The organism is Nocardia aurantia (assembly GCF_009604425.1).
Taxonomy (GTDB): domain Bacteria; phylum Actinomycetota; class Actinomycetes; order Mycobacteriales; family Mycobacteriaceae; genus Nocardia; species Nocardia aurantia.
The window spans coordinates 298,717-325,606 of the sequence record NZ_WEGI01000005.1 but is presented as its reverse complement, the minus strand read 5'-3'; the positions used below and the strand labels follow the sequence as shown (position 1 = coordinate 325,606).

The following is a 26,890-nucleotide window of genomic DNA, read 5'->3' as shown; positions in this document are numbered from 1 at the left end:
GTGGCCGGCGTTGGTGATCGATGTCACCGGCCGTCCGGAGAACTACATCGCTGCAATATGCCCGCTCCTGGAGCCGATCAACCCTGTACGGCAATTTGTCAGCGACGACTATTCGCTGTGGGTTTGTGCCGCCGAGAACAAAACGGGCCGTGTGGATTCCGGAGAATCCACACGGCCCGTTCGATCTTCGGATCAGGCGGACGCGGCGAATGCCGTTGCGTCGTATGCCGGTTCGGCGACCGGCTCGATGGCGTACGCCAGGATCTCGGCCACATCGCCCACCGGGCGAACATCCAGCGCGGCCAGCACGTCGGCCGGGACCTCGTCCAGATCCGGTTCGTTGCGGGCCGGGATGAACACCGTCCGCAGGCCGGATCGTTGTGCGGCAAGCAGTTTCTGCTTGACGCCGCCGATCGGCAGCACCCGGCCGTTGAGGGTGACCTCGCCGGTCATCCCGACGTCCGCGCGCACCTGACGGCCCAGGGCCAGCGACACCAGCGCGGTCACCATGGTGACACCCGCCGACGGCCCGTCCTTGGGCACCGCCCCCGCCGGGAAGTGGATGTGGATGTTGCGATCCAGCACCGACGGCTCGATCCCGATCTCCTCCAGATGCGAACGCACATAGGTCAATGCGATCTGCGCGGACTCCTTCATGACGTCGCCGAGCTGCCCGGTCAGGGTCAGCGAGCGCTCGCCCTCGGCCGCGTTGGCCTCGATGTAGAGCACGTCGCCGCCGGCGCCGGTGACGGCCAGGCCGGTCGCCACACCCGGAACGGCGGTGCGCTCCACCGAATCCGGGGTGAACCGGGGGCGGCCGAGGTAGTCCCGCAGCTCACCGAGATCGATGGTCAGCGGGCCGGATTCGGACGACACCGGCCGGTCGTAGCCCAGTGCGGCGTCGTAACCCAGTGCGGTCGCCGGGATCTCACGTTCCGACAGCCGAGTCGCCGCCTTGCGCAACGCCTTCGCGATCAGGCGCTCCAGCTGCCGCACGCCGGCCTCCCGGGTGTAGTTCGCCGCGATCTCGCGCAGCGCCGCATCGGTGATGCGCACCTCGTCGGTGGTCAGCGCGTTGCGTTCCAGCTGCCGGGGCACCAGGAAGTCGCGGGCGATGGCCACCTTGTCGTCCTCGGTGTAGCCGTCGACGGTGATCAGCTCCATGCGGTCCAGCAGCGGGCCGGGGATCGTCTCCATGACGTTCGCGGTCGCGATGAACAGCACGTCGGACAGGTCCAGATCCAGATCCAGGTAGTGGTCCCGGAAGGTGTGGTTCTGCGCCGGGTCCAGCACCTCCAGCAGCGCCGCCGCCGGATCGCCGCGGTAGTCCGAGCCCACCTTGTCGATCTCGTCCAGCAGCACAACGGGATTCATCGAACCCGCCTCCTTGACGGCGCGCACGATGCGGCCGGGCAGTGCGCCGACGTAGGTGCGCCGATGCCCGCGGATCTCCGCCTCGTCCCGCACGCCGCCGAGCGCGACGCGAACGAACTTGCGCCCCAACGCCCGAGCCACGCTCTCACCGAGCGAGGTCTTGCCGACACCGGGCGGACCGACCAGCACCAGCACCGCGCCGGAGCCCCGACCGCCGACCACCTCCAGGCCGCGCGCGGCCCGCCGGGCCCGCACCGCCAGGTACTCGACCATGCGGTCCTTCACCTCGTCCAGGCCGTGGTGATCGGCGTCCAGTACCGCGCGGGCGGCCGGAACATCCTCGGAGTCCGTGGTTTTCACGGTCCACGGCAGGTCCAGGACGGTGTCCAGCCAGGTGCGGATCCAGCCCGCCTCGGGGCTCTGTTCGCTGCCGCGCTCGAGCCGATCGACCTCGCGCAGCGCGGCCGTGCGGACCGTCTCGGGCAGATCGGCGTTCTCCACCCGGGCCCGGTAGTCGTCGGCCCCGTCCGGTTCGCCCTCGCCGAGTTCCTTGCGAATCGCGTTGAGCTGCTGACGCAACAGGAATTCCCGCTGCGACTTCTCCATGCCCTCGCGGACGTCCTCGCTGATCTTCTCGGTGACCTCCATCTCCGCGATGTGGTCCTTGGTCCAGCCGATCAGCGTGGTCAAACGCGTTGCGACATCGGGGGTGTCGAGCAACTGCCGCTTCTGTTCGTCGTTCAGGTAGGGCGCGTAGCCGGCGGTGTCGGCCAGCGCGGACGGATCGGTCAACTGGTTCACCACATCGATGACCTGCCAGGCTTCCCGCCGTTGCAGCACCGACACGACCAGCTTCTTGTATTCGGCCGCAAGCTCTTTCGCGCGACCGTCGGCCGGCGCCGGATCCACCGGCTCCGCCTCGACCCACAGCGCGGCACCGGGTCCGGTCACACCGTGCCCGATCCGCGCGCGCTGCTCGGCCTTCAACACCGCGGCCGGCGCACCGCCGCGCATCCGTCCCACCTGTTCGATGGCCGCGACCACACCGTACGAGGCGTAACCCTCGTCGAGCCGCGGCGCGATCAGCACCGAGTCCAGCTTCGCGGCCCGGGCCGCGTCGATGGCAGCCTGTGCCGCCTCGTCGAGCGCGATCGACACCACCATGCCGGGCAGCACGACCGTGTCACTGAGGAACAACACCGGCAGATTCCGTGGGGTAGTCATATTCTGAGGCCCCTTCCAGAGCATCCCCGGGCCGCTTGTCGTCCAGGGTTGAGCGATACCTACTCAACCCCGCCCATGTCCTGGATGTTCCGGCCACATGTTCGCCCACCGCGAACATAGGATCCACCGGGTTCAGCCCGTCGTCACCCGCGGGTGCCCCCAGCGAACCGATTGCATTGACATCATTCTGGACATCTGTCTACCTTCGCTGTGTCCGGTAACCGGAAGTCGGAGGGCAGTGGTGAGCGGCTCGGGATTGGTGATCGGGGCGAGTGGGTTTCTCGGCTCACACGTGGTCCGGCGGCTGGTCGAGCGGGGGGAGCCCGTGCGGGCCATGGTCCGGCCGACGAGTTCGCTGCGGGCGCTCGCGGATCTGGATGTCGAGTACGTGTTCGGGGATATCGCGGATGTGGAGGCGCTGCGGGCGGCGATGGCCGGGTGCGACGTCGTGTACTACTGCGTGGTCGACGCGCGGCCGTGGTTGCGGGATCCGGCGCCGCTGTACCGGACCAATGTGGACGGGCTGCGGACCGTGCTCGAGGTGGCGAAAGGCGCCGGGCTGCGGCGGTTCGTGTTCACCAGTTCGGTGGCCACGCTGCCCATCGGCGCGGGGGTGATCGATGAGACTGCGGGGCCGCACAATTGGGAGCGGCTGGGCGGGGATTATGTGCGGTCCCGCGTGCGGGCGGAGGATCTGGTGTTGCGGGCCGCACGGGAGGACGGGTTGCCTGCCGTCGCGATGTGCGTGGCCAATACCTACGGGCCCGGCGATTTCCTGCCCACGCCGCACGGGGGCATGGTCGCGGCGGCGGCGCTGGGGAAGTTGCCGTTCTCTGTGCGGGGTGCGGGGGCCGAGGTGGTGGATGTCCGGGATGCGGCGGAGTCGCTGGTGCTGGCGGGGGAACGCGGCCGAGTGGGGGAGCGGTACATCGTCTCGGCCGGGTGGTGGGAGACCCGGGCGCTGCACGCGCTCGCCGCGGCGGTGACGGGGGCCGAGCCCGCGCGTTACGGTGTGCCGCCGACGGTGTTGTGGGGGGCGGGACTGGTGGGAGAGGTCGTGGGGCGCGTCACCGGCAAGGATGTGCGTATCACCCGGACCACGATGCGGCTCATGCACACCATGACCCCGCTCGATCACGGCAAAGCCGAGCGCGAGCTGGGCTGGACGTCGCGGCCGGTCGAGGACACCGTCGCCGATGCCGTCCGGTTCTTCACCCGACATCGGCGTGCGGCCTGATCGATCGCCCGCGAACCCACGGCGGCGGTGGTTGACCTGATGATCGCCCGGCGAACGCGGCTGCCACGCCCCGCGGCGGGGTCGATGTGCTCGGTCGCCAAGCGAACGCGGCTGTGTTGGCGGGCGCCCGAATACTGCCGACGGGTCGGCCGTACGCGACCGGGTCCGGTCTCGTCACCGACAAGGCTCCCGGACCCCACCCCGGCTCGCACCGCCGTCGACCGGCGAAAGGGCCGCACGGTACGGCGACCGCCGCACACCGGAAGCGGATTCCGCGACGACGCCGAGCCGGTCCGCGATGTCGGGACGGGAGCGGGTACGGGCGTCGCTGGGAATTCGCGGCATCCCGGCCGCCCGGCGCGCGTGGCATGATCGGCCGAATGCAGATCGGGCTTCTCGGACCATTCGAGCTACGCGGGGACGACGGGGTTCTCGCCGAGGTACCGGGGGCGCGGCTGCGGGGATTGCTGATCGCCCTCGCACTCGAACCCGGCCGGGCGGTACCGCGGGCGACGCTCGTGGACTGGATCTGGGGGGACAATCCGCCCGCCGATGCGGCGAATGCCTTGCAGCGCTTGGTTTCCCGGTTGCGGAAGGTGTTGCCGGCAGGGGCGGTCGAGGGGCAGGCGGACGGGTATCGGCTGCGGGTGGAGCCCGAGGACGTCGACGCGACGCGGTTCGAGCGGCTCGTGGCGGGCGCCGGGGAGGACGAGGATTCGCGGCGGCTGCCGCGGTTGCGGGAGGCGCTCGGACTGTGGCGGGGTGCGGCGCTGCAGGATGTCGGGTTGCAGGAGAGTGCGGCGTTCGACGCGGCGGTCACCCGGCTCGAGGGGTTGCGGCTGGCCGCCACCGAGGATCGGTTCGACGCGGAGATCACGCTCGGTCACGGCGCGGCGGTGGTCACCGAACTGACCGATCTGGTGGCGGCGCATCCGGTGCGGGAGCGGCTGGTCGGCGCATTGATGCGGGCGCTGGTCGCGTCGGGCCGGGACACCGAGGCGTTGCGGGTGTACGAACGCACCCGGGAGATCCTGGCCGACGAGCTGGGCGTCGATCCCTCCGCGGAGCTGGCGGAACTGCACATCGCGTTGCTGCGCGGGGAGCTGGGACGCCGGGAGGAGGGCCGGCGGAGCAATCTGCGGGCCGAGCTGACCAGTTACGTCGGCAGGGAATCCGATATCGCCGCGGTGCGCGAACTCAACGCCGAGCATCGGCTGACCACGCTGATCGGGCCGGGCGGGACGGGGAAGACCCGGCTGGCCACCGAGACCGCGCGCACCCTGCTCGACGATCTGCCCGACGGCGCCTGGATGGTCGAACTCGCGGCGCTCGGCGCGGACGGCGCGGGCGAATCGGGCAGTGGGAATTCGGTCGCGCAGGCGACGCTGGCCGCGCTCGGCCTGCGGGACGCGCTGCTCGGCACGGCGTCGGACGCGGGGCCGGTGGATCGAGTGGTCGCCGCGATCCGGGATCGCGCGATGGTGCTGGTCCTGGACAACTGCGAGCACGTCATCGAGTCGGCGGCGGCCTTCGCGCATCGGGTGCTCGGCGAATGCCGGCGGTTGCGGATCCTCGCCACCAGCCGGGAGCCGCTCGGTATCACCGGTGAGGCGCTGTGGCCGGTGGTGCCGCTGGCCCTGCCGGCCGCCGGCGCCGGGCCCGAAGAGATCGAGGCCGCGGCGGCGGTGCGGCTGCTGCGGGATCGCGCCGCCGCGGTGCGCTCCGATCTCGGCACCGACGCCACGTCCCTCGCGACCCTGGCCCGGGTCTGCCGGGCACTGGACGGGATGCCGCTGGCCATCGAGCTGGCGGCGGCCCGGTTGCGCAGTATGTCGCTCGACCAGCTCGCCGATCGGCTCGACGACCGGTTCCGGCTGCTGACCGGCGGCAGCCGGACCGCCCTGCCCCGGCATCGCACGCTGCGCGCGGTGATCGACTGGAGCTGGGAGCTGCTCGGCGAGACCGAGCGGGCGGTGCTGCGCCGGCTCGCGGTGTTCACCGGCGGCGCGAGTCTCGAAGCGGCCGAACGGGTCTGCGCGGACGCGCCGGTCGAGTCGGGGGAGGTGCTCGAACTGCTGACCGCGCTGACCGAGAAATCGCTGGTACTCGCCGAGGGCGACCGGGCGCCGCGTTACCGGATGCTGGGCACGATCAGAGAATATGCCGCGCAACGGCTTTCGGAGGCGGGGGAGGCGGATCGGGCGCGGCGCGCGCATCTCGGGTACTTCACCGAACTCGCCGAGACCGCGGATCCGCATCTGCGCCGCGCCGAACAGCTCGAGTGGCTCGCCGTCCTCGGGACCGAGCACGACAACATCGCCGCCGCGATGCGCGGCGCGCTCGCCGCCGGCGCGGCCGGCGAGGCGATGCGGCTGGCCGCGGCCGCCGGTTGGTACTGGTGGCTCGGCGGGCACAAGGCCGAGGGCAACGAGTCGGTCCTCGCGGCCGCGGCGCTGCCCGGCGAGGTGGCCGACGAGATCCGGGCCGTGGTGTACGCGCACGCCGTGCAGTTCGTGACCTCCGGGCCGCAGAGCGACCAGTTCCAAGCGGCGGAGTGGATCCGGCGGGGATACGACGCGAGCCTGCGGGCCCGGACCCGGCACCCGCTGTCCAGTTTCGCCGCGCCGCTGGAACGGATGCTGCACGGGCCGGACGACATCCTGCCCGCCTGGGAGGCGCTGCTGGCCGAGCCGGATCCCTGGGTGCGCGCGCTGGCCCGGCTGCAACTGGGCAAGCTGCAGATCCAGCTCGGGCGCGGCGACCGGGAAGCGGACCTCGCGCTGGAGGCCGCCCTCGCGGAGTTCCGCGCGGTCGGCGAGCGCTGGGGAATCTCGTTCGCGCGGACCGAAATCGCGAATCGGATCGCCATGCGCGGCGATTTCACCGGCGCGGGTGAGCACTACGAACAGGCGATCGCGGTGGTCCGGGAGATCGGCGCGGTCGAGGACGTGGTGCCGATGCGGTCGCGACAGGCCCAGTTGTACTGGCTGGCGGGCGATCCCGGGGCGAGTGCGGCGGCGATGGCCGACGCGCGGCGCGCGGCCGTGGATGTCTCGTGGCCGAATGTGCTCGCCGAACTGGCGCTGGCGGAGGCCGAACTCGCGCGCTGGCGGGGCGACGCCGACGAGGTGCGCCGGCACCTCGACGTCGCCACGACGCTGCTGAAGGACGAGGCCGACGCGCCGATCTGGCGCGCCACCAGGAACGATCTGCTGGGTTATCTGGCCGGGGAGCTCGGCGCGGCCCGCGCGCACCGCGCCGCGGCGTTCGCGGCGGCGACCGAGGCGGGCCACGCGCCGCTGATCGCGCGGGCGCTGGCCGGGATCGCGGATCTGGCGCTGCGGGCGGAACAGGACGAGCAGGCCGTCCGGCTGCTCGCGGCGAGCGCGGCCGTGCTCGGCCTGCCGGACCGCTCCCTGCCGGACATCGCCCGGATCGAGCGGACGGCACGACATCGCCTCGGTGACCTGAGGTTCACCGAGGCGATGCGGGAGGGTGCGGAGGCGAGCGGACCGGAGCTGGCCGCGATCACGCTCGCTTGCTGAATGTCGAACGGGCCCAGGCGTATCCGACCACCGCGATCCCGGCGCACCACGCCACCGCGGCCAGCGCGGTGCCGGTGCTCGGGTGGCCGGCGAGCAGCCCGCGCAGGGTTTCGATGATCGGGGTGAAGGGCTGGTACTGCGCGAACTGCCGCAGCCCGGGGCCCATCTTCTCGGCGGGCACGATCGCGCTGCTGAAGAAGGGCAGCATGACCAGCGGCACCGAGGCCAGGCCCGCGGTCTCCGGGGATTTCGCCGCCAGGCCCAGGGCGACGGTGAGCCAGCCTGCCGCGAAACCGAGCAGCACCACGATGCCGAGCACGCCGAACCAGTCGGCGACCCCGGCCGACGGCCGGAAACCCAGGGCGAACGCCACTCCGGTCAGCGCCGCGATGGCGAGCAGATTGGTCACCACGGTGGCGATCACATGCCCGGAGAGCACCGCGCCGCGGGAGACGTCCATGACCTTGAACCGGTTGATGATGCCCTTGGTCATGTCGGAGTTCACCGCGGTGGCGGTGGCGCCGAGCCCGTAGCAGACCGCGAGCAGCATGAGACCCGGTGTCGCGTAGTCGATGTAGTGCTCGCCGACGTCGAAGGCGTCGCCGAACATGTAGACGAACATCAGCATGATGATGATCGGCATCAGGACCGCGTTGAAGACGGACGTGGGATTGCGGGCGATGTGCCGGAAGTTGCGGCGCAGCATGACCGAATGGGATTTCATTTCGCGGATACCTCCGGGGTGTGGTCCGGCGTGGCGGTGGTGGCGTGGCCGGTGAGGGCGAGGAAGACGTCGTCGAGATCGGGGGTGTGAACGGAGAATTCGGCGGCGTCGAGCGAGTACTCGGCGAGCCGATCCAGCAGGGCGCGCAGCGATTTCGTGCCGCCGTCGCCCGGCACCCGCAACGTCAGCGTCTCGTCGTCGCGGGTGGCGTCGGGGAGGATCCGGGCGGCCGCGTCGAGTTCGGCGAGCTCGGCGAACCGCAGCCGGACATGGGTGCCCGGGATCCGGCGCTTGAGTTCGTCGGGGGTGCCCTCGGCGACCACGTGGCCCTGATCCAGCACCGCGATGTGATCGGCGAGCTGGTCGGCCTCCTCGAGATATTGCGTGGTGAGGAAGATGGTCACGCCGTCGGCCACCAGATCGCGGACGATCGACCACATCGTGCGCCGGCTGCGCGGGTCCAGGCCGGTGGTCGGCTCGTCCAGGAAGATGATCCGCGGGTCGCCGACCAGTGTCATCGCCAGATCGAGCTTGCGGCGCATGCCGCCGGAGTAGGTCGCCGCCGGCTTCTTCGCCGCCGCCGTGAGATCGAAGCGGTCCAGCAACTCCGCGACGACCCGCTTGCCGTCCCTGCCGGACAGGCCGTGCAGGTCGACCATCAACCGCAGGTTCTCCTGCCCGGTCAGCAGCTCGTCGACCGCCGCGAACTGGCCGGTGACGCCGATCGCGGCGCGCACCGCCTTCGCCTCCGTCGCGACGTCGTGGCCGGCGACCCGCACCGATCCGCCGTCCGCCCTCGTCAACGTGCTCAGCACGTTCACCGTCGTCGTCTTGCCCGCGCCGTTGGGCCCGAGCAGGGAGAAGACCGTCCCCGCGCCGACCTCGAGGTCGATGCCGTCGAGTACGACCTTGTCCCCGTACTTCTTCCGCAGTCCCGAGACCGCGATCGCCGAATTGCTCATGCCGAGAACTGTCGGCGGCCGGCCTGTCACGCCCCTGTCACGGCGCGGACAGCGCGGGCGGACCCGGTGTCAACGGCGTGACGGCATCCACCCGTGCCACGGGGTCCGTGGCCCGCTGTTGTTCGGGTCTGCGCTGTTCAGAGGCCCAGGGCGGCGTGGGCGCCGGCCAGGGTGGCCCGGCGGAGGTCCGCCGGCGGGGTGTCCGGGAACTGGATCGTGCAGTCCTGGATGCCGCCGAAGGCGAACGCGGCGCGGGTGGCCTGTTCCAGGGTGGGCTCGGGGCCGTACAGCAGGGCCGCGAGCCGTCGGCGCCACGTCATCACCAACGGGATCAGGCCCAGGTCGGCGAGGGTGGTGAGCTCGCTCAGCATGAGCATGACCTCGGCGCGGTTGCGGTAGAGGAAGTCGAAGTAGCCCGCCAGCAGGGTGTGCGGGTCCACCTCGGGCAGGGCCTCCTGCTCGAGGAGGAAGGCCTCCTCCTCGTCGATCATCGGCTGCACGATGCTGCGGACCAGTTCCTCGCGGGACGTGAAGTGGTAGTAGAGCGCCGGTTTGGTGATGCCCAGCCGGTCGGCGATCTCCTGGAGGCTGGTCCGCTGCACACCCTGCCGCGCGAACAGCTCGCGGGCGACGTCCTGGATCCGCTGCTTGGTGTCGGAGGGGCGGGGCATGGCGTCACCCTATCTTACTTAACGATCGGTAAGTGACTGTGTTAGCCTTACTTATCGTTAAGTAAGGAGACGTTCGATGCGAATTCTCATCTCCGGCGCCAGCGTCGCCGGCCCGGTGCTGGCGTACTGGCTGACGCGGCACGGCTTCTCGGTCACCGTCGTCGAGCGCGCGCCGGCCCCGCGCAAGACCGGCGGGCACGCGGTCGACCTGTTCCGGCCCGCGATGGACATCTCGGAGCAGATGGGTGTGCTGCCGCGGATCGAGGAACGGGCCACCGGCACCAGCCGGATGTCCCTGTACCGGGAGGGGGTGCCGCGGCCGGTCCGGGTCGACCTCACCAAGGTGTTCGGCGCCGCGTCCGCCCGGCACGCCGAGGTCATGCGGGACGATCTCGGCGAGATCTACCACGACGCCACCCGCGACGACGTCGAGTACGTGTTCGGCGATTCGATCACCGCGATCGGACCGGACGGGCAGGTGTCGTTCGAACGGGCCGAGCCGCGGCGGTTCGACCTCGTCGTCGGCGCGGACGGGCTGCATTCGAACGTGCGGCGCCTGGTGTTCGGGGACGAGTCCCGGTTCGCCGCCTTCACGGGGGCCTATCTGGGGGTGCTGTCGCTGCCGAACACCGCCGGGCTCGACGGCGAACTGGTCATCCACACCGGGGTCGGCCGGACCGCCGGCATGTACGGCGCGCGGCACCTCGACGACGCGCGGGTGCTGTTCCTGTTCCGCGGCGCGGAACCGCTCGACTACGACCACCGCGACGTGGATCGGCAGAAGGAGTTGCTGCGCAGCGCGTTCCGGGGGTTCGACGCCGAGGTCACGGGGTGGGTGGCCGAACTCGATCGGACCCCGGCGTTCTACTTCGACTCGATCACCCAGCTCCGGATGGACAGCTGGTCGCGGGGACGGGTGACGCTCGTCGGCGATGCCGGGTACTGCCCGGGCCCGGCGGTCGGCGGCAGCACCACGCTGGCCGTGGTCGGCGCGTATGTGCTGGCCGGGGAGCTGGCGCGGGCGGGCGGCGATCACGAGCGCGCCTTCCCCGCCTACGAGCGGGCGATGGCGGAGCATGTGCGCGGCAGCCGCGCGGCGGCGCTCAGTGCGGCGAAGACCCTGATCCCCACGTCCCGGCTCGGCGTGACCGGGCTGGCCCAGGGCGCGCGGCTGGTCTCCGCGTTGCCCGCGTGGGCCGGGCGGACACTGCTGCGGCTCACGACCGGGAGCGGGCGGCTCTACAACTCGATGACCGTCGACGATTATTCGCGCGCCGGCCGGTGAAATCCGAACGGGTGTCGGCCCGGCCCCGCCGGGCACTCGATCTTCGGTGGCGACGGTCCACCGCACCGGCCGGGCCACGGGTCGTCCCGAACGGCTCGCGGCGTTACGGTGCGGACAGGAGGTGTGTGGATGAGCGAATTCCCGATGAACGACTCGGTCGGCCTCGAATCCGGATGGGAGGCCGGCGTTCCCGTACCGGCCCGGCCGCGGGGACCGCTGCGGCGCGCGGCCACCGGGCTGGCCGCGCGGCTGGTCGCCGACCGCAAGGCGACCGTGGACGCGGTCGTCGAGGCACCCGCGCCGGTCCAGCCCATCGATCTCGGTGACGACGCGCGCGTCACCGAGGTGCTGGAACTGGCCGAACAGGTCGGGGAGGTCGCGCTGGCGGCCGGGACGGCCGTGATGGATACCAGCACCCGGATCGAATTCATGGCCGCCACCTACGGGCTGGCGCAGTGCGATATCGATGTCACCTACAACTCCATCCGCATCTCGGCGGACCGCGGGCCCACCATGCCGCCCGCCAGCACGATGCGGGTGGTGCACTACCGGTCGCTGGACTTCACCCGGCTCGCCGCGGTGGACCGGTTCACCCGGCGGGTGCGGCGCGAACTGGTCCCGGTGGAGGACGCGCGCGCCACCCTGGACGCGATCGTCACCGCCCCGCACCCCTACAGCCGCTGGGTGGCGGCGAGCGGGTGGGCGCTGCTGGCGGCCTCGATCGCGCTGCTGCTCGGCGGCGATCTCCTGGTCGCGGCGGTCAGCTTCGTCACCACGATGGCGATCTACCGGGCGAACCGCCTCCTGAACCAGCGGCGGATGCCGTTCTTCTTCCAGAACGTGATCGGCGGGGTGATCGCGGCGACGCCGGCGGTCCTGCTCGCGACCTTCGCCGGGCGGCTGGACGTCAATCCGTCGCTGATCATCGCCGCCGGCATCACGGCACTGCTCAGTGGTGCGCAGCTGGTCGGTTCGGTCGAGGACGCCATCACCGGGGCGCCGATCACCGCGGCGGCGCGGATGCTGGAGGTCATGATGCTGACCGGCGGCATCATCGCCGGTATCGCGCTGACGCTGCGGGTGGCCGATCTGCTGCACGCCGTGGCGCCGCCGATCATCATGACCCCGGCCGGGGATGTCACCAATCTGCCGCTGAAGATCGCCGCCGGCGCGGTCGCCGCCGCGGCCTTCGCGCTGGCCTGTTACGCGGAACGGCAGGCGCTGCTGGTGGCCGGGCTCAGCGGGGCCGCCGCGACGGTGTGTTACCTGCTGCCGTTGCAGATCGGTTTCGGGCCGGTGGTGAGCACCGGCTTCGCCGCCACGGTGGTCGGCCTGGCCGGTGGTCTGATGGCCCGCCGTGCGCTGACGCCGCCGCTGGTGGTGGCGATGGCGGGCATCGTGCCGCTGCTGCCGGGACTGCGGGTGTACCGCGGCCTGGCGGCTCTGCTCAACAGTGATCTGCTCAACGGATTCAGCCAGTTGTTCGGCGCCTTCTCCGTCGGCTGCGCGCTGGCCGCGGGCGTCACCCTCGGTGAATGGTTCGCTCGCGAGCTGCGCCGGCCGCACATCGTGCAGCGGTTCCGCGGCATCCGGCGGCCGCAGATCCGGCGCCGGCGCGGCGCTGCGGGCTGAGGGCGGTCAGCGGCTCCAGCTCCGGTGGATCGTCACGCATTCCGGCTTGCCGCAGGTGATCCGGTCGGCGCTGCGGGCCCGGTCCACGCCCGGAATCCAGCTCGTCCCGCAGATCGCGCATTTCTCGGCGAGCGGGATATGGGGGTGCGGTTCGGGCTGCCAGTCGGTGGCGCCGCCGAAAAGGGTGCGGGACCGCCGGGACGCCTTGCGGGGCGGGCCGAAATCCGGCGGCGGATCGAGGTGGACCTCCATGTGGCCGATGTATTCGGCGTCGGCGGCGTCGTCACTGGAGTACCAACCGGTTCGTTGTCCACACAGGTCACATCGATACTGATATTCGGCCATTGATTCCCCCTTGCGAAGCACATCTGTTGTGCGGCAACCACGTTCATTATTCCGCACCGTCCCGGCCGGGGCCCGGCGGATGCGCGCTTCGAACGGATCAACTTGGACGCCGCGGCCCGGATCGGCGTCGCTTGACGGCTTGGGCTAATTAGATTAGCTTTATGGCTATCCGAATTAGCTTTGAGGAGTGGCAATGACCGAGTACGTGGACATCGAGGGTGGCCGGATCGCCTACGAAGCGATCGGCGCGGGACCGCTGGTCGTGCTCTCGCACGGGATGGGCGACCGGCGGCAGGCGTTCCGGCATCTGGCGCCGCTGCTGGCCGCGGCCGGATACCGGGTGGTCAGCGTCGACATGCGCGGGCACGGCGAGTCGAGCACGGGCGTGCCGTCGGTGACCGGCAAGGAGGCCATCAGCCGCACCGACGTGGCGGGCGACCTGCTCGCGGTGATCCACGCGCTGGGCGGACCGGCGGTGATCGTGGGGCATTCGCTGTCCGGCGGGGCCGCGACCATCGCGGCGGCCACCGATCCGGCGGCGGTGCGGGCGATCGTCGAGATCAACCCGTTCACCCGGGTGCAGAAGTTCGACCTGGGCGCGCTGTTCACCGTGCCGCGGTACCGCCGGGGCATGACCCGGCTGATGACGACCATGCTGACCAAGAGCCTGCGTGCCTGGCTGAGCTACCTCGCGGTGGCATATCCGACGAAGCCCGCCGACCACGAGCAGGAGATGGCCGCGCTCGCCGCGACACTGCGCGAACCGGGCCGGATGGCCGAATTCATGAAGACCGGCCGCACCACACCGGCGGATGCCGAGGCGCTACTGCCCCACGTCACCCGGCCGGCCCTGATCGTGATGGGTGGCGCCGATCCGGACTTTCCGGATCCGGCGGCCGAGGGCCGGGCCGTCGTGGCGGCGCTGCCTGCCGGGCTGGGCCACTCGGTGCTGGTCGAGGGCGCGGGACACTATCCGCACGCCGAGGCCGCCGAACGGACGGCCGCCCTCGTCCTGCCCTTCCTGAAGGAGCACGCGGGTGCCTAGAGCGGGGCTCAGCCGGACCGAGGTCGTCGCGGCCGGCGCGACGCTCGCCGACGAACGCGGCTACGGGAATCTGGCGCTGGGCGCGCTGGCCGAACGGCTGGGTGTGCGTCCCCCGTCGCTGTACAAGCACATCGACGGGCTGGCGGATCTGCAGCGCGGCATTGCCATCCTCGCCATGACCGAATTGGACCAGCGGGTGCGCGACGCCATGCACGGCACCTCGGGCAGCGCGGCGCTGGCCGCCTTCGCCACGGCGTTCCGCGACTACGTCATGGCCCATCCCGGCCGCTACACGGCCACCGTCGGGGCGGCGCTCGGCGGACCCGACGATCCGCTGCGGCTGGCGGGCGGGCGGGTACTGGAATCCCTGGAGGTGATACTGCGCGGCTACGGCGTTCGCGACGGCGAGATGGTGCACGCGCTGCGCACGCTGCGCTGTACGTTCCACGGCTTCGCCACCCTCCGGCTCGCCGACGGATTCCAATGGAGCGGCGATATCGACGACAGCTTCGCCTGGATGATCCGGTTCCTGGATCGTGGTTTCGGTGAGATCGGGCGCCACTGATCTCTGAAAGACTCCGATCGGACACGTTCCACCCGGACCACGAAGGAGCTGCGCCCATGCTGGCTGCCCGGCTACATCTCGGTTCGAACCGCCACCTCGCGCTGGACGACGTCCCGGTCCCGGAACCGGGCCCCGATCAGGTCCTGATCCGGGTCGCGGCGGCGGGCGTCTGCCTGTCGGACGTCCATCTCATCGACGGGACGCTGAATCCGCTGTTCCTCGAAGGCGACGTCGTCACCCTCGGGCACGAGGTGGCCGGCACGGTCCACGCACTGGGCCCGGGGGTGAGCGGGGTCCGGGAAGGGGATCGGGTGCTGTTGCAGGCCGGTGAGCTGCGCGGCGAACAGACCTACACCCGCGGCGTCGACTACGACGGGGGCTGGGCCGAATACGCGCTCGCCCGGGTCGACACCGTGGTGCCCATTCCGGACGATCTGCCCTTCGAGCAGGCCTGTTTCATCCCGGACGCGGTGTCCACGCCGTGGGCGGCGATCACCACCACGGCCGCCGTGCGGCCCGCGGAACCGGTCGGCGTGTGGGGCGTCGGCGGGCTGGGGGCGCACGCGATCCAACTGCTCCGGCTCGCCGGTGCGGCGCCGATCGTCGCGGTCGATCCGCTACCGGCGGCCCGGGAACGGGCCCTGGATTTCGGCGCCGATCTGGCCCTGGACTCGGCCGATTCGGCGGTGCGCGACAAGGTCTTCGGCGCCACCGGCGGTGCCGGGCTGGCCGCCGCGTTCGATTTCGCCGGGGTGGCGGCGGTGCGGGAGCAGGCGATCGTCTGCCTCGCGCCCGGCGGCCGGCTGACGCTGGTGGGGCTCACCGACAAACCCATCACGATCACCGGCGGCACCGCCTTCAGCTTCTTCCAGCAGCAACTGCGCGGGCACTACGGGTCGAGCCCGGAACACGTCACGGAACTGGTTGGGCTGCAACGGTTGCACCGGATCGAGTTCTCCCGCTCGGTCAGCGGGATCCTGCCGCTGGCGGCGGTGGAGCAGGCCGTGCGCGCGCTGGAAACCAAGCAGGGCAACCCGATTCGGCTCGTCCTGACACCGTGACGGCGTCGCCGCGAGGCCGCTCGCAATGATGGTCGACCTGATGAGAACCGGTCCCCCGGAATACAAGCAGGCGTGCTTGCATTTTTCTGGCCGGTTCTGGAATGCTGATCGCGGGAGTCTCCGCTCCCGCCGGCGCCCGCAGTGTCGCGCGCGCCGGTTTCCGCACGCCGGAGGGGAATCCATGGCCGACCTCGAGACCCTGCTCGGCGATCTGACCGCCGAGAGCGCCGATCTGGACCGGCTGGTGGGAGACCTGCCGGTCGCGGACTGGGCCCGGCCCACGCCGGCCGCGGGCTGGACCATCGCCCACCAGATCGGCCATCTCACCTGGACCGACGAGACCGCGATCCTGGCCGCCACGGACGCCGAGCGCTTCGCCGAGCTGGTCCGCGCCGCCGAACCGCGCGCGCTCACCTTCGTCGACGAGGCCGCCGCCGAATTCGCCGCGGCCCCCGCGCCGGAACTGCTGGATCGCTGGCGGCGCGGCCGGGACACGCTGAACGACGCCCTGCGCGCGGTACCGGCCGGGACCAAGCTGCCGTGGCTCGGACCGCCGATGAGCGCGACGTCGATGGCCACCGCCCGGCTCATGGAGACCTGGGCACACGGCCAGGACGTCGCCGATGCCCTGGGCGTCACCCGTGCGCCGACGACGCGACTGCGGCACATCGCCCACATCGGGGTGCGGACCCGGAATTTCGCCTATGCCGTGCACGGCCGCCCGGCTCCCGCCGAGGATTTCCGCATCGAGTTAACCGGTCCCGCCGGCGATCTGTGGACCTGGGGACCGGAAGCCGCCGCGCAGCGGGTCACGGGGCCGGCGCCGGACTTCTGCCTGCTGGTCACCCAGCGCCGGCATCGCGACGATCTGGCGTTGCGGACGGTGGGCGCGGACGCGGCCGAGTGGCTGACCATCGCTCAGGCGTTCGCGGGCCCGCCCGGAACCGGGCGACCGGCGGACCGATCCGCCTGAATTCAGGGTGCGGGCGAGCGCTCACCATCTAGCTCGCCGCGCCCAGCGCCGAACCGGACGACTTTGGCCGGAGGTCTCGGATGGCAGTCCTGGTGAGCGCTCGCCAGCCCTTGTGGTTTACCCGCCCGTACGCTGCCGGAAACACGAGGCGGGAGTTTCCCGCGCACAAACCGACCATTCCGCCGCATTCCGGCTGTTCGGAACCTTTCGATGCCCCGCGATGAAAGATTCGGCCGATCCACCGATACGGTTAAATAAATAGGACATATGTAGTACTTTTATGCGCAGCGGTGGAGCAGGGGAGCATGCCTATGGGCCACATCAAGTACGCCGGCGATGTCGGTGCGCCGGTCGAAGTCGCATTCGCCTACACGGACAATCACCTGTTCGTCCCGGATTGGCTGTTCGGCATCGGCGCCTTCGAACCCGTGGGTGAACTCGAGAACGGCCCCGGGGCGCGCTACGCCGCCGCACTCCAGCTCGGCCTGTGGCATCCCACGATCGAGTGGGAGATCACGGAGTACCGCCGCAACGCGGTGATCGGATACACGGTGCGCAGGCGCCGGCAGAGGAAGACGGCGCCTGCGCACCCCGAGCCGGGCGACACCGCCCAACGGCCCGTATTGGGCACTGTCACGGTGCGTTTCGATCCACTCGGGTACGGCCGCTCGGTCCTCACCACCGAGGTCGAGTACGACGAGGCCAGAAGTTTGCCAGGCCGCCTCGGCGCCGGAATGGTTGCCGCTGCCGTGGATTCGGCGGTACGGCGCAGCAAATCTCAATTACGCAGGGAGATAGAAGGTTTCCACGGGACCGATCTCGTCGGCAGGATTGCGTAGGGTACCGGTCATGATCATCGTGAGCACCGACGGTTCGTGCCTCCGTAATCCCGGAGGCGCCATCGGCTGGGCGTGGGTCAATCATCAGGGGACGTCGGCCAGCGGGGGCGCACCGGCCGGCACCAATCAGATCGCCGAACTACAAGCGGTGTTGGAGGCGATCCTGGCGCATCCGGGATCGGAGCCACTGCTCATCGAGAGCGATTCGCTGTACGCGATCAAATGCGCGTCCGAGTGGATCACCGCCTGGCGGGTCAACGGCTGGCGGACCTCGACCGGAGCGCCGGTCAAGAACGGCGAACTGGTCCGGCACATCGATCAGGCCATCTCCACCCGGCCCGGCCCGGTGCGCTTCCGCTGGGTACGCGGCCACGTCGGCAACTACTTCAACGAGCAGGCCGACGTGCTGGCCGGCGCCGCCGCCCGGCAGATCGCCGCCAGCACCGCGGTCGCCGAGGCGCACACCGCGGAGATCCCCGCCGTCACCGACGAACCACCGGTGGAGCAGGCCGTCGTCCCGAAAACCGGCCGGCACCGCGCGGAAACGCCCGACACGCTGACACTCTTCTGAACATCCGGTAAATTCTCCGGACCCCGAATTCGATCTTCAACGGAGTCCGATCGGATATCCACCGGATATTCCGGCAATTGATCAGCGACCGGGTGTGGCGCCCGGCGCGGGCGGGGTGCCCGGCGGTTGCTGATCACCCGGCTGCTGCGGTGCGCCACCCGGCGCCGGCTGACCGCCGCCGGACTGGTCCGGGCCGGGCGCCAGCATCGCCAGATCCCACTTGTCCACCAGCCAGGTGTCACCCTGTTTGATCATGCCCGCGACGACGGCGATGTCCTGCCGCTTCGGGGTCGGCGTCACCGAATTGGTCTTCAGCAGGCTGAGCGTGACCAGGATCTTCGCGTTGCCGGCATCACCGGACTGGAAACCGCAGGACACGTCCTGCACCGACGCCTTCACCTGCGCCTGGGTGAGCAGCTGCCGCATCGGCTGCCAGGTGTCGGCGAGCGGTTTGGTCACGGTGTCCGTGGCCTCGCGCTTCATGCGGTCGAGGAAGTCGTCGAGATTGCCGGTGTAGTCGTAGGTGTTGGTGTCGTGGGCGAACCGGCAGGCGGCCGCCGAGGCCTGCTCCTGGGCGGTGAGCTGATCGCCGCGGTGCCGGGACTGCTGGTAGAACGCCACGCCCGCGGCCACCAGCGCCACCAGGACCACCCCGGCCAGGAAGGCGGCGATCAGCGGCAGCGAGCCGCGCCCGCGGTTCCGGTCGTTCGACATGTCGGTCCTGTCCCTCTCGTCTGCGGTGCGCACCGGGTCACTTGCCCTGCGGGGCGAGGGCCGGCGTCTCGAACTTCGCCACCAGCCACTTCCCGCCCACCTGCCGCATCTCGACGGTGGCCGCCGCGGTGAGCGTGTTCGGGGGAGCGTCGGGCGCGGCGGCGCTGGAGAAGGTCTGGCTGATCAGCAGCAGCACCTGCGCGTCGTGCTCCGAACCGGATTTCAGGCCGCACTGGACATCGTTCGCGCTCGAGCTGACCTTCTTGTCGACGACCGCCTTCTTCACCTGCGGGCCGGTCTCGTCGATCTGCTTCTTCCAGTCGCCGGTCGACGCCTCGGAGATCTGCTTCAGGTAGTCGTCGATGTGATCGGCGCTGTAGGTGGCGAAGGCATGGCCGAAGTCGCAGGCCGCGTGCGTCGCGTCGGCGCGCTGATCCAGCTGCTGCTGCCGGTGGTGCGCCTGAGCGGCGAGCAGAACGACGGCGGCCACGGCCGCCACCAGCACCACACCCGCCGCAGCCACGACGAGTACCCGGCGCCGCGAACCACCGCGCGCCGGATCGCCGGTCGCATCCGTGTCTGCTGCGTCGGCGCCTTCCCCGGCGTTGCTCCTCGCGTCGGCGTCCGCCGTGACGGTGTCCGCCGCGGTACCGGAATCGGCGGGGGCGGACTCGCCGCCCACGTCCTTCGCGGATCGGGCTTCGGCGGCAGCAGGCTCGCCGCCCGCGTCCCCAGCGGATCGCGTTTCGGCGGCAGTGGACTCGGCGTCGGCGTCGGTCGCAACCGTAGTGGCGGAATCGGTCGTCGCCTCGTCGCCTTGCTCGGCCTTCGATGCCGCCGCGCCGGACGCCGAATCGGCGCTCGACTTCTCGTCGGCCGCTGCGGCGCTCGACCGGGCCGGGGACGCGGCGCCGGACGTCGCACTCGCGGCGGCGTCGGTGTCCTTGCCCGCGGATCCCGCCTCCGGTGCCACGGATTCGGCTGTCTGGTCCGCCGGTTCGGGGGTTCCCCCGGGGGCGTCCTTCTCGAACGAGGCGTCATCCGTGGACATCAGTACCGTTCACACCTTCCCGATGCACAGCGATGCACCGCTTTCGTCGGCCGCGCGGATCCTTCACCGTACCGGGGGGAGGGTTCGCTCGTTCGGGTCCACCCCGGGGGGCATGTGCGCGCCGTTGTTCGGCACGTTCGGGCGCGGGGCGTTGACCGCGCCGCGGATCTGCTGACCCGGCGCCGGATCGTCGCAGTAGTTCCACTTCGGCATCGTGCCGTCGCTCACCACCTGCGGTGACACCGGGGCGGTCCGATACTGGCAGAACGGCCGGACCCAGATGTCGAGAACCGTGTTGAACTGGTTGTCGTGGGCCGGGACCCCCAGCGCGTCACCGCCGAGTTCCAGCGCGGGGAACAGCGCCCGCAGCGCCGGGGTGCGCAGTTGCGCGGCCCGCGTCATGGCCGCGAAATTCGCGGCCAGCTTGGTGATCGGATCCGTATTGCTGTCCAGCACCGCGCCCAGGGCCTGCAGTTCCTTCGGCGACCGGTCCAGCACCTGCTGGAGTTCGGCATTGGCGTTGTTGAACTGCTCGAACAGGGTGCCCGAATTGCGGGTCAGGGTCTGCAGATCCGGTTGCGCCTGAGAGGTGGTCGCGGAGATCGTGCGCAGATTCGCCAGCAGGTTGGTGGTCTGCGGCAGCAGGTTGTCCAGTCCGGCGCTGGCGATGGCGATGCCGTCGATCAGGTTGCGCAACTGATTCGGGCCGCCGCTGAGCGCGATGTCGAGTTCGTTCAGGATCGTGCCGAACTTGTCCGGGTCGATCTGGGCGATGAGTGCGCTGGAGTTGTCCAGCACCGACCACACCGGCGTCGGCGTGGTGACCTTCTCCGGATCGAAGCGCACCTGCGCGCCGTCGGTCAGGAACGGGCCGGTGCCGTGGTCGGGCCGGAAGTCGATGTACTGCTCGCCCGCTCCGGACAGCGCCTGCACCGACACCTTGGTGTCCAGCGGGATCTTGTACCGGCTGTCGATCCGCGCCTGCGCCGCGACCCCGGCGCCGTTTCCGGTCAGCCGGACCGATGTCACCTTGCCGACCCGGTAGCCGCGCAGCGTGACGTCGTTGCCGGGTTGCAGGCCGCCGGAACGGTCCAGCTGCACGGTCACCGTGTAGTTGGACTGCAACGGATTCAGGCGCACCACGCTGATCAGCAGGTACGTCCCGCCGATCAGCAGCGCCACGGCCAGGCCGAGGTTGGACACCAGGATCTTGTGCCGGCCGAACCAGCTCATCGGTGCCCCCCGTTCAGTCGGCCCTGCACGATCTGCAGCACCTGGATCAGACTGCCCGCGAATTCCTGCAGGTCGCGCTGGTCCCAGAGCTTGCTGGTGCCGGGCGCGGTGAGCAACGCGATGTCCAGGCTCGTGACGTTGACCTGGGCGGCGAGGCTGGTGCCCTTGAAGGTGGCGTCCACTCCCGGTCGCAGCTGGTGCAGCGAATCCATCAGGGCGCCGAAGTTGTCGCCGGTCGCGGCCAGCGCGCCCATCAGCCTGGTGGTGCTGTCGAGCAGCCCGGCCAGCTGGGCATCGGAATTGTTCGCGTAGTCGCCGAGCGCCGCGCTGGTGGTCGACAGCTTGGTGAGGAGTTGGCCGATGTTCTGGTCGTTCTCCGCGATCGCGCCGATCATCTGCGGGAGCGAATCGGCGACCTTACCGAGCTCGTCGTGATGTTCCTGGATGGTGCCGGCCAGATCGTGGAAACCGGCGAGCACGTCGTCGACCCGCTTCGAATTGCTGTTCAGGTTGGTGGTGACCGCGGTCAGCTGCTTCACCAGATCGCCGACCTGATCGGCCCGGCCGCCGACCGCGGAATCCAGTTCCGAGGTGAGCTTTCCGATGGCCGCGATGCCACCGCCGTTGAACAGCATCGAGACCGACATCAGCAGTTCCTCGACGGTCGCGCCGGCCCCGGTCTGCTCGATCGGGAGGGTGTCGCCGTTGCGCAGCATCGCCGCGCCGGGCTCGGACCGCGGCTTGGACACCGCGACGAACACATCGCCCAGCGGAGTGGCCTGCCGCAGTTCCGCCGTACTGCCCTTGGGCAGTTCGATGTCCTTGCGGATGCTCATGTCGACGATGGCCTGGAAGTTCTTCGTCTCGATGTGCGTCACCACACCGACATCGGAACCGCCGATCTTCACCTTCGCCTGATCCGGCAGATTCAGCGCGTTGCTGAAATACGCCCGGATCTTGTAGGTCTCGCCGGATTGCCCGGGTTTGGGCAACGGCACCTTCTCGACGGTCAGGCCGCAGCCCGCGGCAGCGCCGAGCGCGGCGGTGACCACCAGTGCGACCACCGAGCGGGCGGCCCAGCCGGACCGCATCCGGATGTCCCACTGCCGCCGGTCGTTTCGCTGAGTCATTTGGTCATCTCCAACAGCGCGGCGGAAATTCCGAAGTCCGGTCCGAAGTCCTCGATCTTGCCGGTGCGGCAGCCGTCGGCCCGCATCTGGATGCGTTCACAGAACAGGCTCACCAGCTCGCCGGACAACGCGGTGCCGAGCAGGGCGTGCAGGCGGACGTAACCCTGTTCCCGGTTCATCGCACGGTCCATGTTCTGGAACAGCATCGGTGTCACGTCCACGACCTCGGTGATACCGGCGGCGTTGTCGCGCAGCTGCTGGGTCACCGCGGTGAGCCTGGTCAGGGTGTCGGCCAGCTGCGCCTGATGCGCCGACAGCGTGCCGCTGGTGTTGGACAGGAAGTCGCTGAGCTGCTGCAGGGTCGCCTGCAGACCCGGCGCCTGATCGGCCAGCAGCCGGGTCAGCTGCGTGGTGCGATTGCTGAAATCCCGGACGGACTGGTCGTTCTCGGCCAGCATCGTGGTCAGGTCGTTGAGCTTGACGATGATGGTCGAGACCGCGTCCTTGTTGTCCACGCCGACCTTGAGCGCACCGGACAGCGCGTTCAGGGTGTCGCGCATCTTCTCGCCGTTGCCGTTGAACATCGGGTACAGCACGCGGCCGGACAGCGGGCCGATACCCTCTTGTCCCGGTTGGGGTTTCAGCGCGGCCGCGAACTGGTCGATGGTCTGCAACAGGGTGTCGAGTTCGACCGGGGTGCGGGTCTGCTGGACGGTCAGATGCGAATTGTCCGGCAGCGCAGGGCCGCCGGTGTACCGCGGGCTCAGCTCGATGTGCCGGTCGGTCACGATCGAGGGCGAGATCAGCGCCGCCGTCACGTTTTTCGGCAGTTTCACATCCGAGTCGAGACTGATGTGGACCTCGACGAACTCGCCCTGCGGGATGATCTTGTCGACCTTGCCGACCTCGAGGCCCAGCACCGTCACCGGGTTGCCCTCGAACATGCCGGCGATATTGCGGAAGTCGGCGGTGATGTGGGTGGTCCCGCCGGCCGCGTCGCGCACCGAACCCGGTACCAGCGAACAACTTCCGAGCGCCATGAGCAACACCGCCGACAGGCCGATCAGCGCGGCCCGAACAGCGCGCGTCGTCGTCAGTTTCCGATCCGTCATCCCTGGCACCCCTCGGCCACCCGCGCGAAACACAACCAGTTGTCGGGGAACAACCACGGGATGCCGACCTCGCCGTAGTTGCCGTTGCCGAACGCGTTGCTCAGGTACCGGACCGTCGGCGGCATCGTCGACAGCAGGCGGTCCAGGTTGTCCTTGTTCTTCTGCAGACCCGAGGCCATCGTGTTCAGCTGGTCCAGCGTGTTGCCGAACTGGTCGTCGTTGTCGGCGCCGATCTGCTGCAACTGCTTGGTGAGCGACGCGATGTTGTCCAGCAGCTGGCGCAGCAACGCCTGGCGCTGCATCACCCGGTTGGCGATCGCCTCGCCCTGGGTGATCACCAGCAGCACACTGTTGCGGTTGTCGCCGAGGATCTTCGTCACCGTGTCCAGATCCTTCAGCAGGCCGTCGACCTGCTGCTTCCGATCGTTGATCACCTTGGACAGGGCGCCGATGCTGTCCAGCGACTGGGCGGTCAACTGCGCGTTGCCGCCCAGCTGCTGATTGATCACGTTCAGCGATTCGGCCAGTTTGGCGGTGTCGAGCCCCTCGAAGCGCGGGGTGCCCTCCTGGATCACGTCGGCGAGGTTGTAGGGCACCGAGGTGTTGTTCTTCGGGATCCGGTGGCCCTTCAGGCCCTTGCCGTCGCCGGGATCGAGGTCGATGTAGTGCGCGCCGAGCAGCGTCGCCAGTTTGATGGTGGCGTGCGCGTCGTCGCCGAGCTTGACATCGTCGCCGACCTGGAGGGTGAGCAGCACGTGGTCGCCCTCCAGCTTCGCGCCGGTCACACTGCCCACCGGCACACCCGCCACGTTGACCTTGTCGCCGGTGCGCACGCCCGCGGTCTGCGCGAATTCGGCGTACACGTTCTGTTTTCCGACGCCGAGCCGGCCCCAGCTGGTGGAGGCCACCAGCAGCACCACGATCAGCAGCGCCCCGCCGATGCCGAGCCAGAAGAATCGGTTGTGGTCGAACCGCTCGCGCATCCGTGTCCCGAAACTCGTCGTCATGGCCGGCACACCGCCGACTGGGAAGTGCCGCCCACCTGGGAGAACAGCCCGCGCGGGAACAGCACGCCGTAGAGCGAGACGTCGAGGCGGCAGATGTACGCGTTGGCGTAGGCGCCCTCGTCGACGAATCGCCCGGCGTCGGAGAGGACCGACGGCAGGTCGATCGCCGCCTGGTCCAGCTTGGCGCCGTTGGCCAGCAGCAGGGTGAGCGCGTCGGTGGTGGCGTTCTGGGTGGCCGACAGCTTGGACTGGATGCCGCCGACCATGTTCACCAGCGCGCTGGTGGCGTCGGCGATCTGCTGGGTGGACTGCTGCAACGACTGTCCCTGTTCGTAGAGACCGCCGATCAGGGCGCGGGTCTGGGTCACCAGGGTCTCCAGTTCGTCACCTCGCTTCGCCAGGCCCTGCATCACGCCGGACAAATTGGTGATCACATCGGTCAGGATGACGTCGCGCCGCTGGAAGTCGGTCGCCAGCGCCGCCGCCTGAGTGATGAAGGCGCTCAACGAGACCCCGTCACCCTGCAACGCCTGGATCAGGGTGTTGGACAGATCGTTCACCTGCTGCGGGGACAGCACCTGGAACAGCGGCTGGAATCCGTTGAGCAGACCCGAGATGTCGAACGACGGCTCGGTGTGATCGATCGGAATGCCACCCTTGTCGCGCAGCGGCGTGGCCTGGCCCTTGTCGCCCGGAGCCAGCGCCAGATACCGCTGGCCGATCAGATTCTGGTACCGCACCAGGGCTTTCGTGGTGCCGTAGAGGGTCTGGTCGTGCTGCACCACGAAAGTGACCTTGGCGACGGTCTTCCCGGCCTGCGCGTCGTGGCCGAGTTCGATCTTCTCGACCTTGCCGACCCGCACGCCGGCCATCCGCACATCGTCGTTGACCCGCAGGCCGAGCACGTCGGAGAAGGTCGCGGTGTAGGTGTTCGTCGATCCGGAGACACTGCGCGCCAAGGTATTCCACACCAGCAGGATCACCAGTACGGAGACGATGCCGAACAGGCCGAACCCGATCAGCGGCTTGCGGATGCTCATCGGCCGGTACCACCCTCGGTGACTCGCAGCTGTCCGCCCTCCAGGCTGGAACGCAGCAGCAGGTACTCCACCGCGGTCGGCCGGCGGCCGAGCAGTTTCTCCAGCGCCGCGTCGCCGGTGTAGGAGATCTGCCCGGCGTGGGCCGCCGGTTGGTCCGGCGTGGCGGGGTCCACAGCGGCGGTGCCGCTCGGATTTACAGCGGCGGCGCCGCTCGGACCTACAGCGGCGGCGCCCGCCGGCTGCTGCGGCGCCGGGGCCGGGGTGGGCGCCATGCCCGGCAGTCCGGCGAGCAGTCCGGCCAGCGGGGTGCCCGCGAGCGGATTCGGCAGCGCCGCACCGGGAGCCGGGGTGGGTTGCTGCGGCGCGGCGGTCAGGAAGTCGGGCAGACCCGGCATCGGCACCACCGGCGGCAGGCCCTTGGCGGCGTCCAGCGCGCGCGGCTTCAGGGAGTCGGGCAGATAACCGGGATCGGCGACCGCCGGCGCGGTGGCGCAACTCGGCCCGGCGAGATCACCGTAGTGCGGGCAGTCGGCCACCGTGTACGGCTGCCACGGCGTGAAGGTCAGCCCGGCGTTCCACACCATCTGGTGCTGCGGTCCCCAGTTGAACACCGTCTGCAACGCCCGGGTGGACCGGTTCAGGTTGACGATGGTGCCGGTGATCGCGTTCGGATCCGCCGCCAGCGAGCCGAACATGTCGTTCAGGCCGGCCGTGAGGTCCTTGCCCACATCGGGATTCGCGGCGAACAGCGTGTTCACCCGGTCGACGGTGGAACCCGCGCCGGTGATCAGCGCGACCAGCTGCCCGCGCTTGTCGGCGATGGTCTGCGCGGTCTGCACCGACTCGGCGAGCACGTCCATCAGATCCGGGGCCGAGGTGTTCAGGGCGCGCAGCGAGCCGGACAGGTCGTCGAACAGCCCGGCCTCGTCGGGCACCGCGGCGCGGACCTGCACCAGCCAGTGGTCCAGCCGCTCCACAGTGGATCCGGGCGGGCGGCCGTTGCCGTCGAGCGCGTAGGTCAGGGTGGTCAGCGAGCGGCCGAACTTCACCGGGTCGATCTTGTCGAGGATGTTGCGGACGGTGGTCAGGGTGTCCTGCAGCGCGATCGTGCCCTCGCTGTGGTCCTCGTCGATGGTCGAGCCGGAGCGCAGGTGCTGCGCGTCGGGACCGTTGTAGACCAGTTCGACCGAGGTGACGGCGAACAGGTTGCTCGGCACCACCCGCGCGGTGACGTTGGCCGGCACGCCGTCGGCGTACTCCGGCCGCATCTCGATGTGCACCTGCTGCAGTTCGCCCTTCGCGGCGACCGATACGTCCTTCACCGCGCCGACCAGCACGCCGCGGAATTTCACGTCGGCGTTCTCGGGCAGGCCGTCACCGGTGGTGGTCAGGTTGGCGGTGACCGGCACCGCCGAATGCATCACCCAGCCCTTGTACCGGGCCAGCAGGAAAGTCAGGATCATCGCGAACACCGCGAGGCCCGCCACGCCGGCGATCAGCAACTGTCGTACGGAGGGGCCGCGGCCGCTCGGGTCGATGATCATGCCGTC

Annotated in this window: 23 protein-coding genes; 10 read left to right on the top strand and 13 right to left on the bottom strand. The window is 70.0% G+C overall.

The features are described 5' to 3' along the window. Nucleotides 1-192 precede the first annotated feature (192 nt). Nucleotides 193-2,598, bottom strand: a complete 2,406-nt coding sequence (lon, locus tag NRB56_RS13205) for an endopeptidase La (RefSeq protein WP_153341786.1) — start codon at nt 2,596-2,598, stop codon at nt 193-195. A gap of 241 nt (nt 2,599-2,839) precedes the next feature. On the opposite strand from lon, the gene NRB56_RS13200 reads away from it, so the two are divergent. Beyond that, complete coding sequence (locus tag NRB56_RS13200; RefSeq protein WP_319942942.1) at nt 2,840-3,835, top strand: NAD-dependent epimerase/dehydratase family protein; 996 nt, start codon at nt 2,840-2,842, stop codon at nt 3,833-3,835. A gap of 380 nt (nt 3,836-4,215) precedes the next feature. Continuing rightward, nucleotides 4,216-7,380 (top strand): BTAD domain-containing putative transcriptional regulator, encoded by a 3,165-nt coding sequence (locus NRB56_RS39695; protein ID WP_153341782.1) that lies wholly within the window; start codon nt 4,216-4,218, stop codon nt 7,378-7,380. Here the strand turns inward: NRB56_RS39695 and NRB56_RS13190 are convergent. The 3 genes from NRB56_RS13190 to NRB56_RS13180 form a co-directional block, all read right to left on the bottom strand. Continuing rightward, the gene (locus tag NRB56_RS13190) at nt 7,364-8,104 is read right to left on the bottom strand and encodes an ABC transporter permease (RefSeq protein WP_153341780.1); all 741 of its coding nucleotides are present in this window, start codon (nt 8,102-8,104) and stop codon (nt 7,364-7,366) included. The two genes, NRB56_RS39695 and NRB56_RS13190, sit on opposite strands and share 17 nt — an antisense overlap. Continuing rightward, on the bottom strand, nt 8,101-9,066 hold the full coding sequence (locus NRB56_RS13185; RefSeq protein ID WP_153341778.1) for an ATP-binding cassette domain-containing protein: 966 nt from the start codon (nt 9,064-9,066) through the stop codon (nt 8,101-8,103). The genes NRB56_RS13190 and NRB56_RS13185 overlap by 4 nt, the downstream gene beginning before the upstream one ends. A gap of 137 nt (nt 9,067-9,203) precedes the next feature. Further along, nucleotides 9,204-9,737: a TetR/AcrR family transcriptional regulator gene (locus NRB56_RS13180; protein WP_153341776.1), complete on the bottom strand. Its 534-nt coding sequence runs from the start codon at nt 9,735-9,737 to the stop codon at nt 9,204-9,206. A 76-nt stretch (nt 9,738-9,813) separates the two neighbouring features. On the opposite strand from NRB56_RS13180, the gene NRB56_RS13175 reads away from it, so the two are divergent. Both NRB56_RS13175 and NRB56_RS13170 read left to right on the top strand, forming a co-directional pair. Beyond that, a complete protein-coding gene (locus NRB56_RS13175; protein ID WP_153341774.1) occupies nt 9,814-11,022 on the top strand; it encodes an FAD-dependent monooxygenase in 1,209 nt (402 codons plus the stop codon). Between the two features lie 129 nt (nt 11,023-11,151). Further along, on the top strand, nt 11,152-12,654 hold the full coding sequence (locus NRB56_RS13170; RefSeq protein WP_227837624.1) for a threonine/serine exporter family protein: 1,503 nt from the start codon (nt 11,152-11,154) through the stop codon (nt 12,652-12,654). 6 nt (nt 12,655-12,660) lie between these two features. Here the strand turns inward: NRB56_RS13170 and NRB56_RS13165 are convergent, their stop codons facing one another. Further along, complete coding sequence (locus NRB56_RS13165) at nt 12,661-12,999, bottom strand: hypothetical protein (protein WP_153341772.1); 339 nt, start codon at nt 12,997-12,999, stop codon at nt 12,661-12,663. 193 nt (nt 13,000-13,192) lie between these two features. Between NRB56_RS13165 and NRB56_RS13160 the strand changes: the two genes are divergently transcribed. The 6 genes from NRB56_RS13160 (at nt 13,193) to NRB56_RS13135 (ending at nt 18,053) form a co-directional block, all read left to right on the top strand. Further along, a complete protein-coding gene (locus NRB56_RS13160) occupies nt 13,193-14,044 on the top strand; it encodes an alpha/beta fold hydrolase (protein WP_153341770.1) in 852 nt (283 codons plus the stop codon). After that, nucleotides 14,037-14,609, top strand: a complete 573-nt coding sequence (locus tag NRB56_RS40115) for a TetR/AcrR family transcriptional regulator (RefSeq protein ID WP_319942941.1) — start codon at nt 14,037-14,039, stop codon at nt 14,607-14,609. Before NRB56_RS13160 ends, NRB56_RS40115 begins: the two co-directional genes overlap by 8 nt. 56 nt (nt 14,610-14,665) lie before the next feature. Further along, nucleotides 14,666-15,670, top strand: a complete 1,005-nt coding sequence (locus tag NRB56_RS13150) for a zinc-binding dehydrogenase (RefSeq protein WP_153341768.1) — start codon at nt 14,666-14,668, stop codon at nt 15,668-15,670. A 181-nt stretch (nt 15,671-15,851) separates the two neighbouring features. Further along, a complete protein-coding gene (locus NRB56_RS13145; RefSeq protein ID WP_153341766.1) occupies nt 15,852-16,643 on the top strand; it encodes a TIGR03084 family metal-binding protein in 792 nt (263 codons plus the stop codon). Nucleotides 16,644-16,954: 311 nt separating this feature from the next. Further along, nucleotides 16,955-17,482, top strand: coding sequence for an SRPBCC family protein (locus NRB56_RS13140; protein WP_153341764.1), 528 nt, complete (start codon nt 16,955-16,957; stop codon nt 17,480-17,482). A gap of 10 nt (nt 17,483-17,492) precedes the next feature. Continuing rightward, on the top strand, nt 17,493-18,053 hold the full coding sequence (locus NRB56_RS13135; protein ID WP_153341762.1) for a ribonuclease H family protein: 561 nt from the start codon (nt 17,493-17,495) through the stop codon (nt 18,051-18,053). Between the two features lie 81 nt (nt 18,054-18,134). Here the strand turns inward: NRB56_RS13135 and NRB56_RS13130 are convergent, their stop codons facing one another. From NRB56_RS13130 to NRB56_RS13095, 8 genes are all read right to left on the bottom strand, one after another. After that, on the bottom strand, nt 18,135-18,767 hold the full coding sequence (locus tag NRB56_RS13130; RefSeq protein WP_153341760.1) for a hypothetical protein: 633 nt from the start codon (nt 18,765-18,767) through the stop codon (nt 18,135-18,137). 37 nt (nt 18,768-18,804) lie between these two features. Beyond that, nucleotides 18,805-19,818, bottom strand: coding sequence for a hypothetical protein (locus NRB56_RS13125; RefSeq protein WP_153341758.1), 1,014 nt, complete (start codon nt 19,816-19,818; stop codon nt 18,805-18,807). A gap of 63 nt (nt 19,819-19,881) precedes the next feature. Further along, complete coding sequence (locus NRB56_RS13120) at nt 19,882-21,051, bottom strand: MlaD family protein (RefSeq protein ID WP_153341757.1); 1,170 nt, start codon at nt 21,049-21,051, stop codon at nt 19,882-19,884. Then, nucleotides 21,048-22,181, bottom strand: coding sequence for an MCE family protein (locus NRB56_RS13115; protein WP_153341755.1), 1,134 nt, complete (start codon nt 22,179-22,181; stop codon nt 21,048-21,050). The genes NRB56_RS13120 and NRB56_RS13115 overlap by 4 nt, the downstream gene beginning before the upstream one ends. Beyond that, entirely contained in the window at nt 22,178-23,293 is a 1,116-nt protein-coding gene (locus tag NRB56_RS13110) for an MCE family protein (protein WP_153341753.1), read from the bottom strand. Before NRB56_RS13110 ends, NRB56_RS13115 begins: the two co-directional genes overlap by 4 nt. Next, nucleotides 23,290-24,300, bottom strand: coding sequence for an MCE family protein (locus NRB56_RS13105; RefSeq protein ID WP_153341751.1), 1,011 nt, complete (start codon nt 24,298-24,300; stop codon nt 23,290-23,292). Before NRB56_RS13105 ends, NRB56_RS13110 begins: the two co-directional genes overlap by 4 nt. Beyond that, on the bottom strand, nt 24,297-25,340 hold the full coding sequence (locus tag NRB56_RS13100; RefSeq protein WP_153341749.1) for an MCE family protein: 1,044 nt from the start codon (nt 25,338-25,340) through the stop codon (nt 24,297-24,299). Before NRB56_RS13100 ends, NRB56_RS13105 begins: the two co-directional genes overlap by 4 nt. Next, a complete protein-coding gene (locus NRB56_RS13095) occupies nt 25,337-26,884 on the bottom strand; it encodes an MlaD family protein (RefSeq protein ID WP_153341747.1) in 1,548 nt (515 codons plus the stop codon). Before NRB56_RS13095 ends, NRB56_RS13100 begins: the two co-directional genes overlap by 4 nt. Nucleotides 26,885-26,890 lie beyond the last annotated feature (6 nt).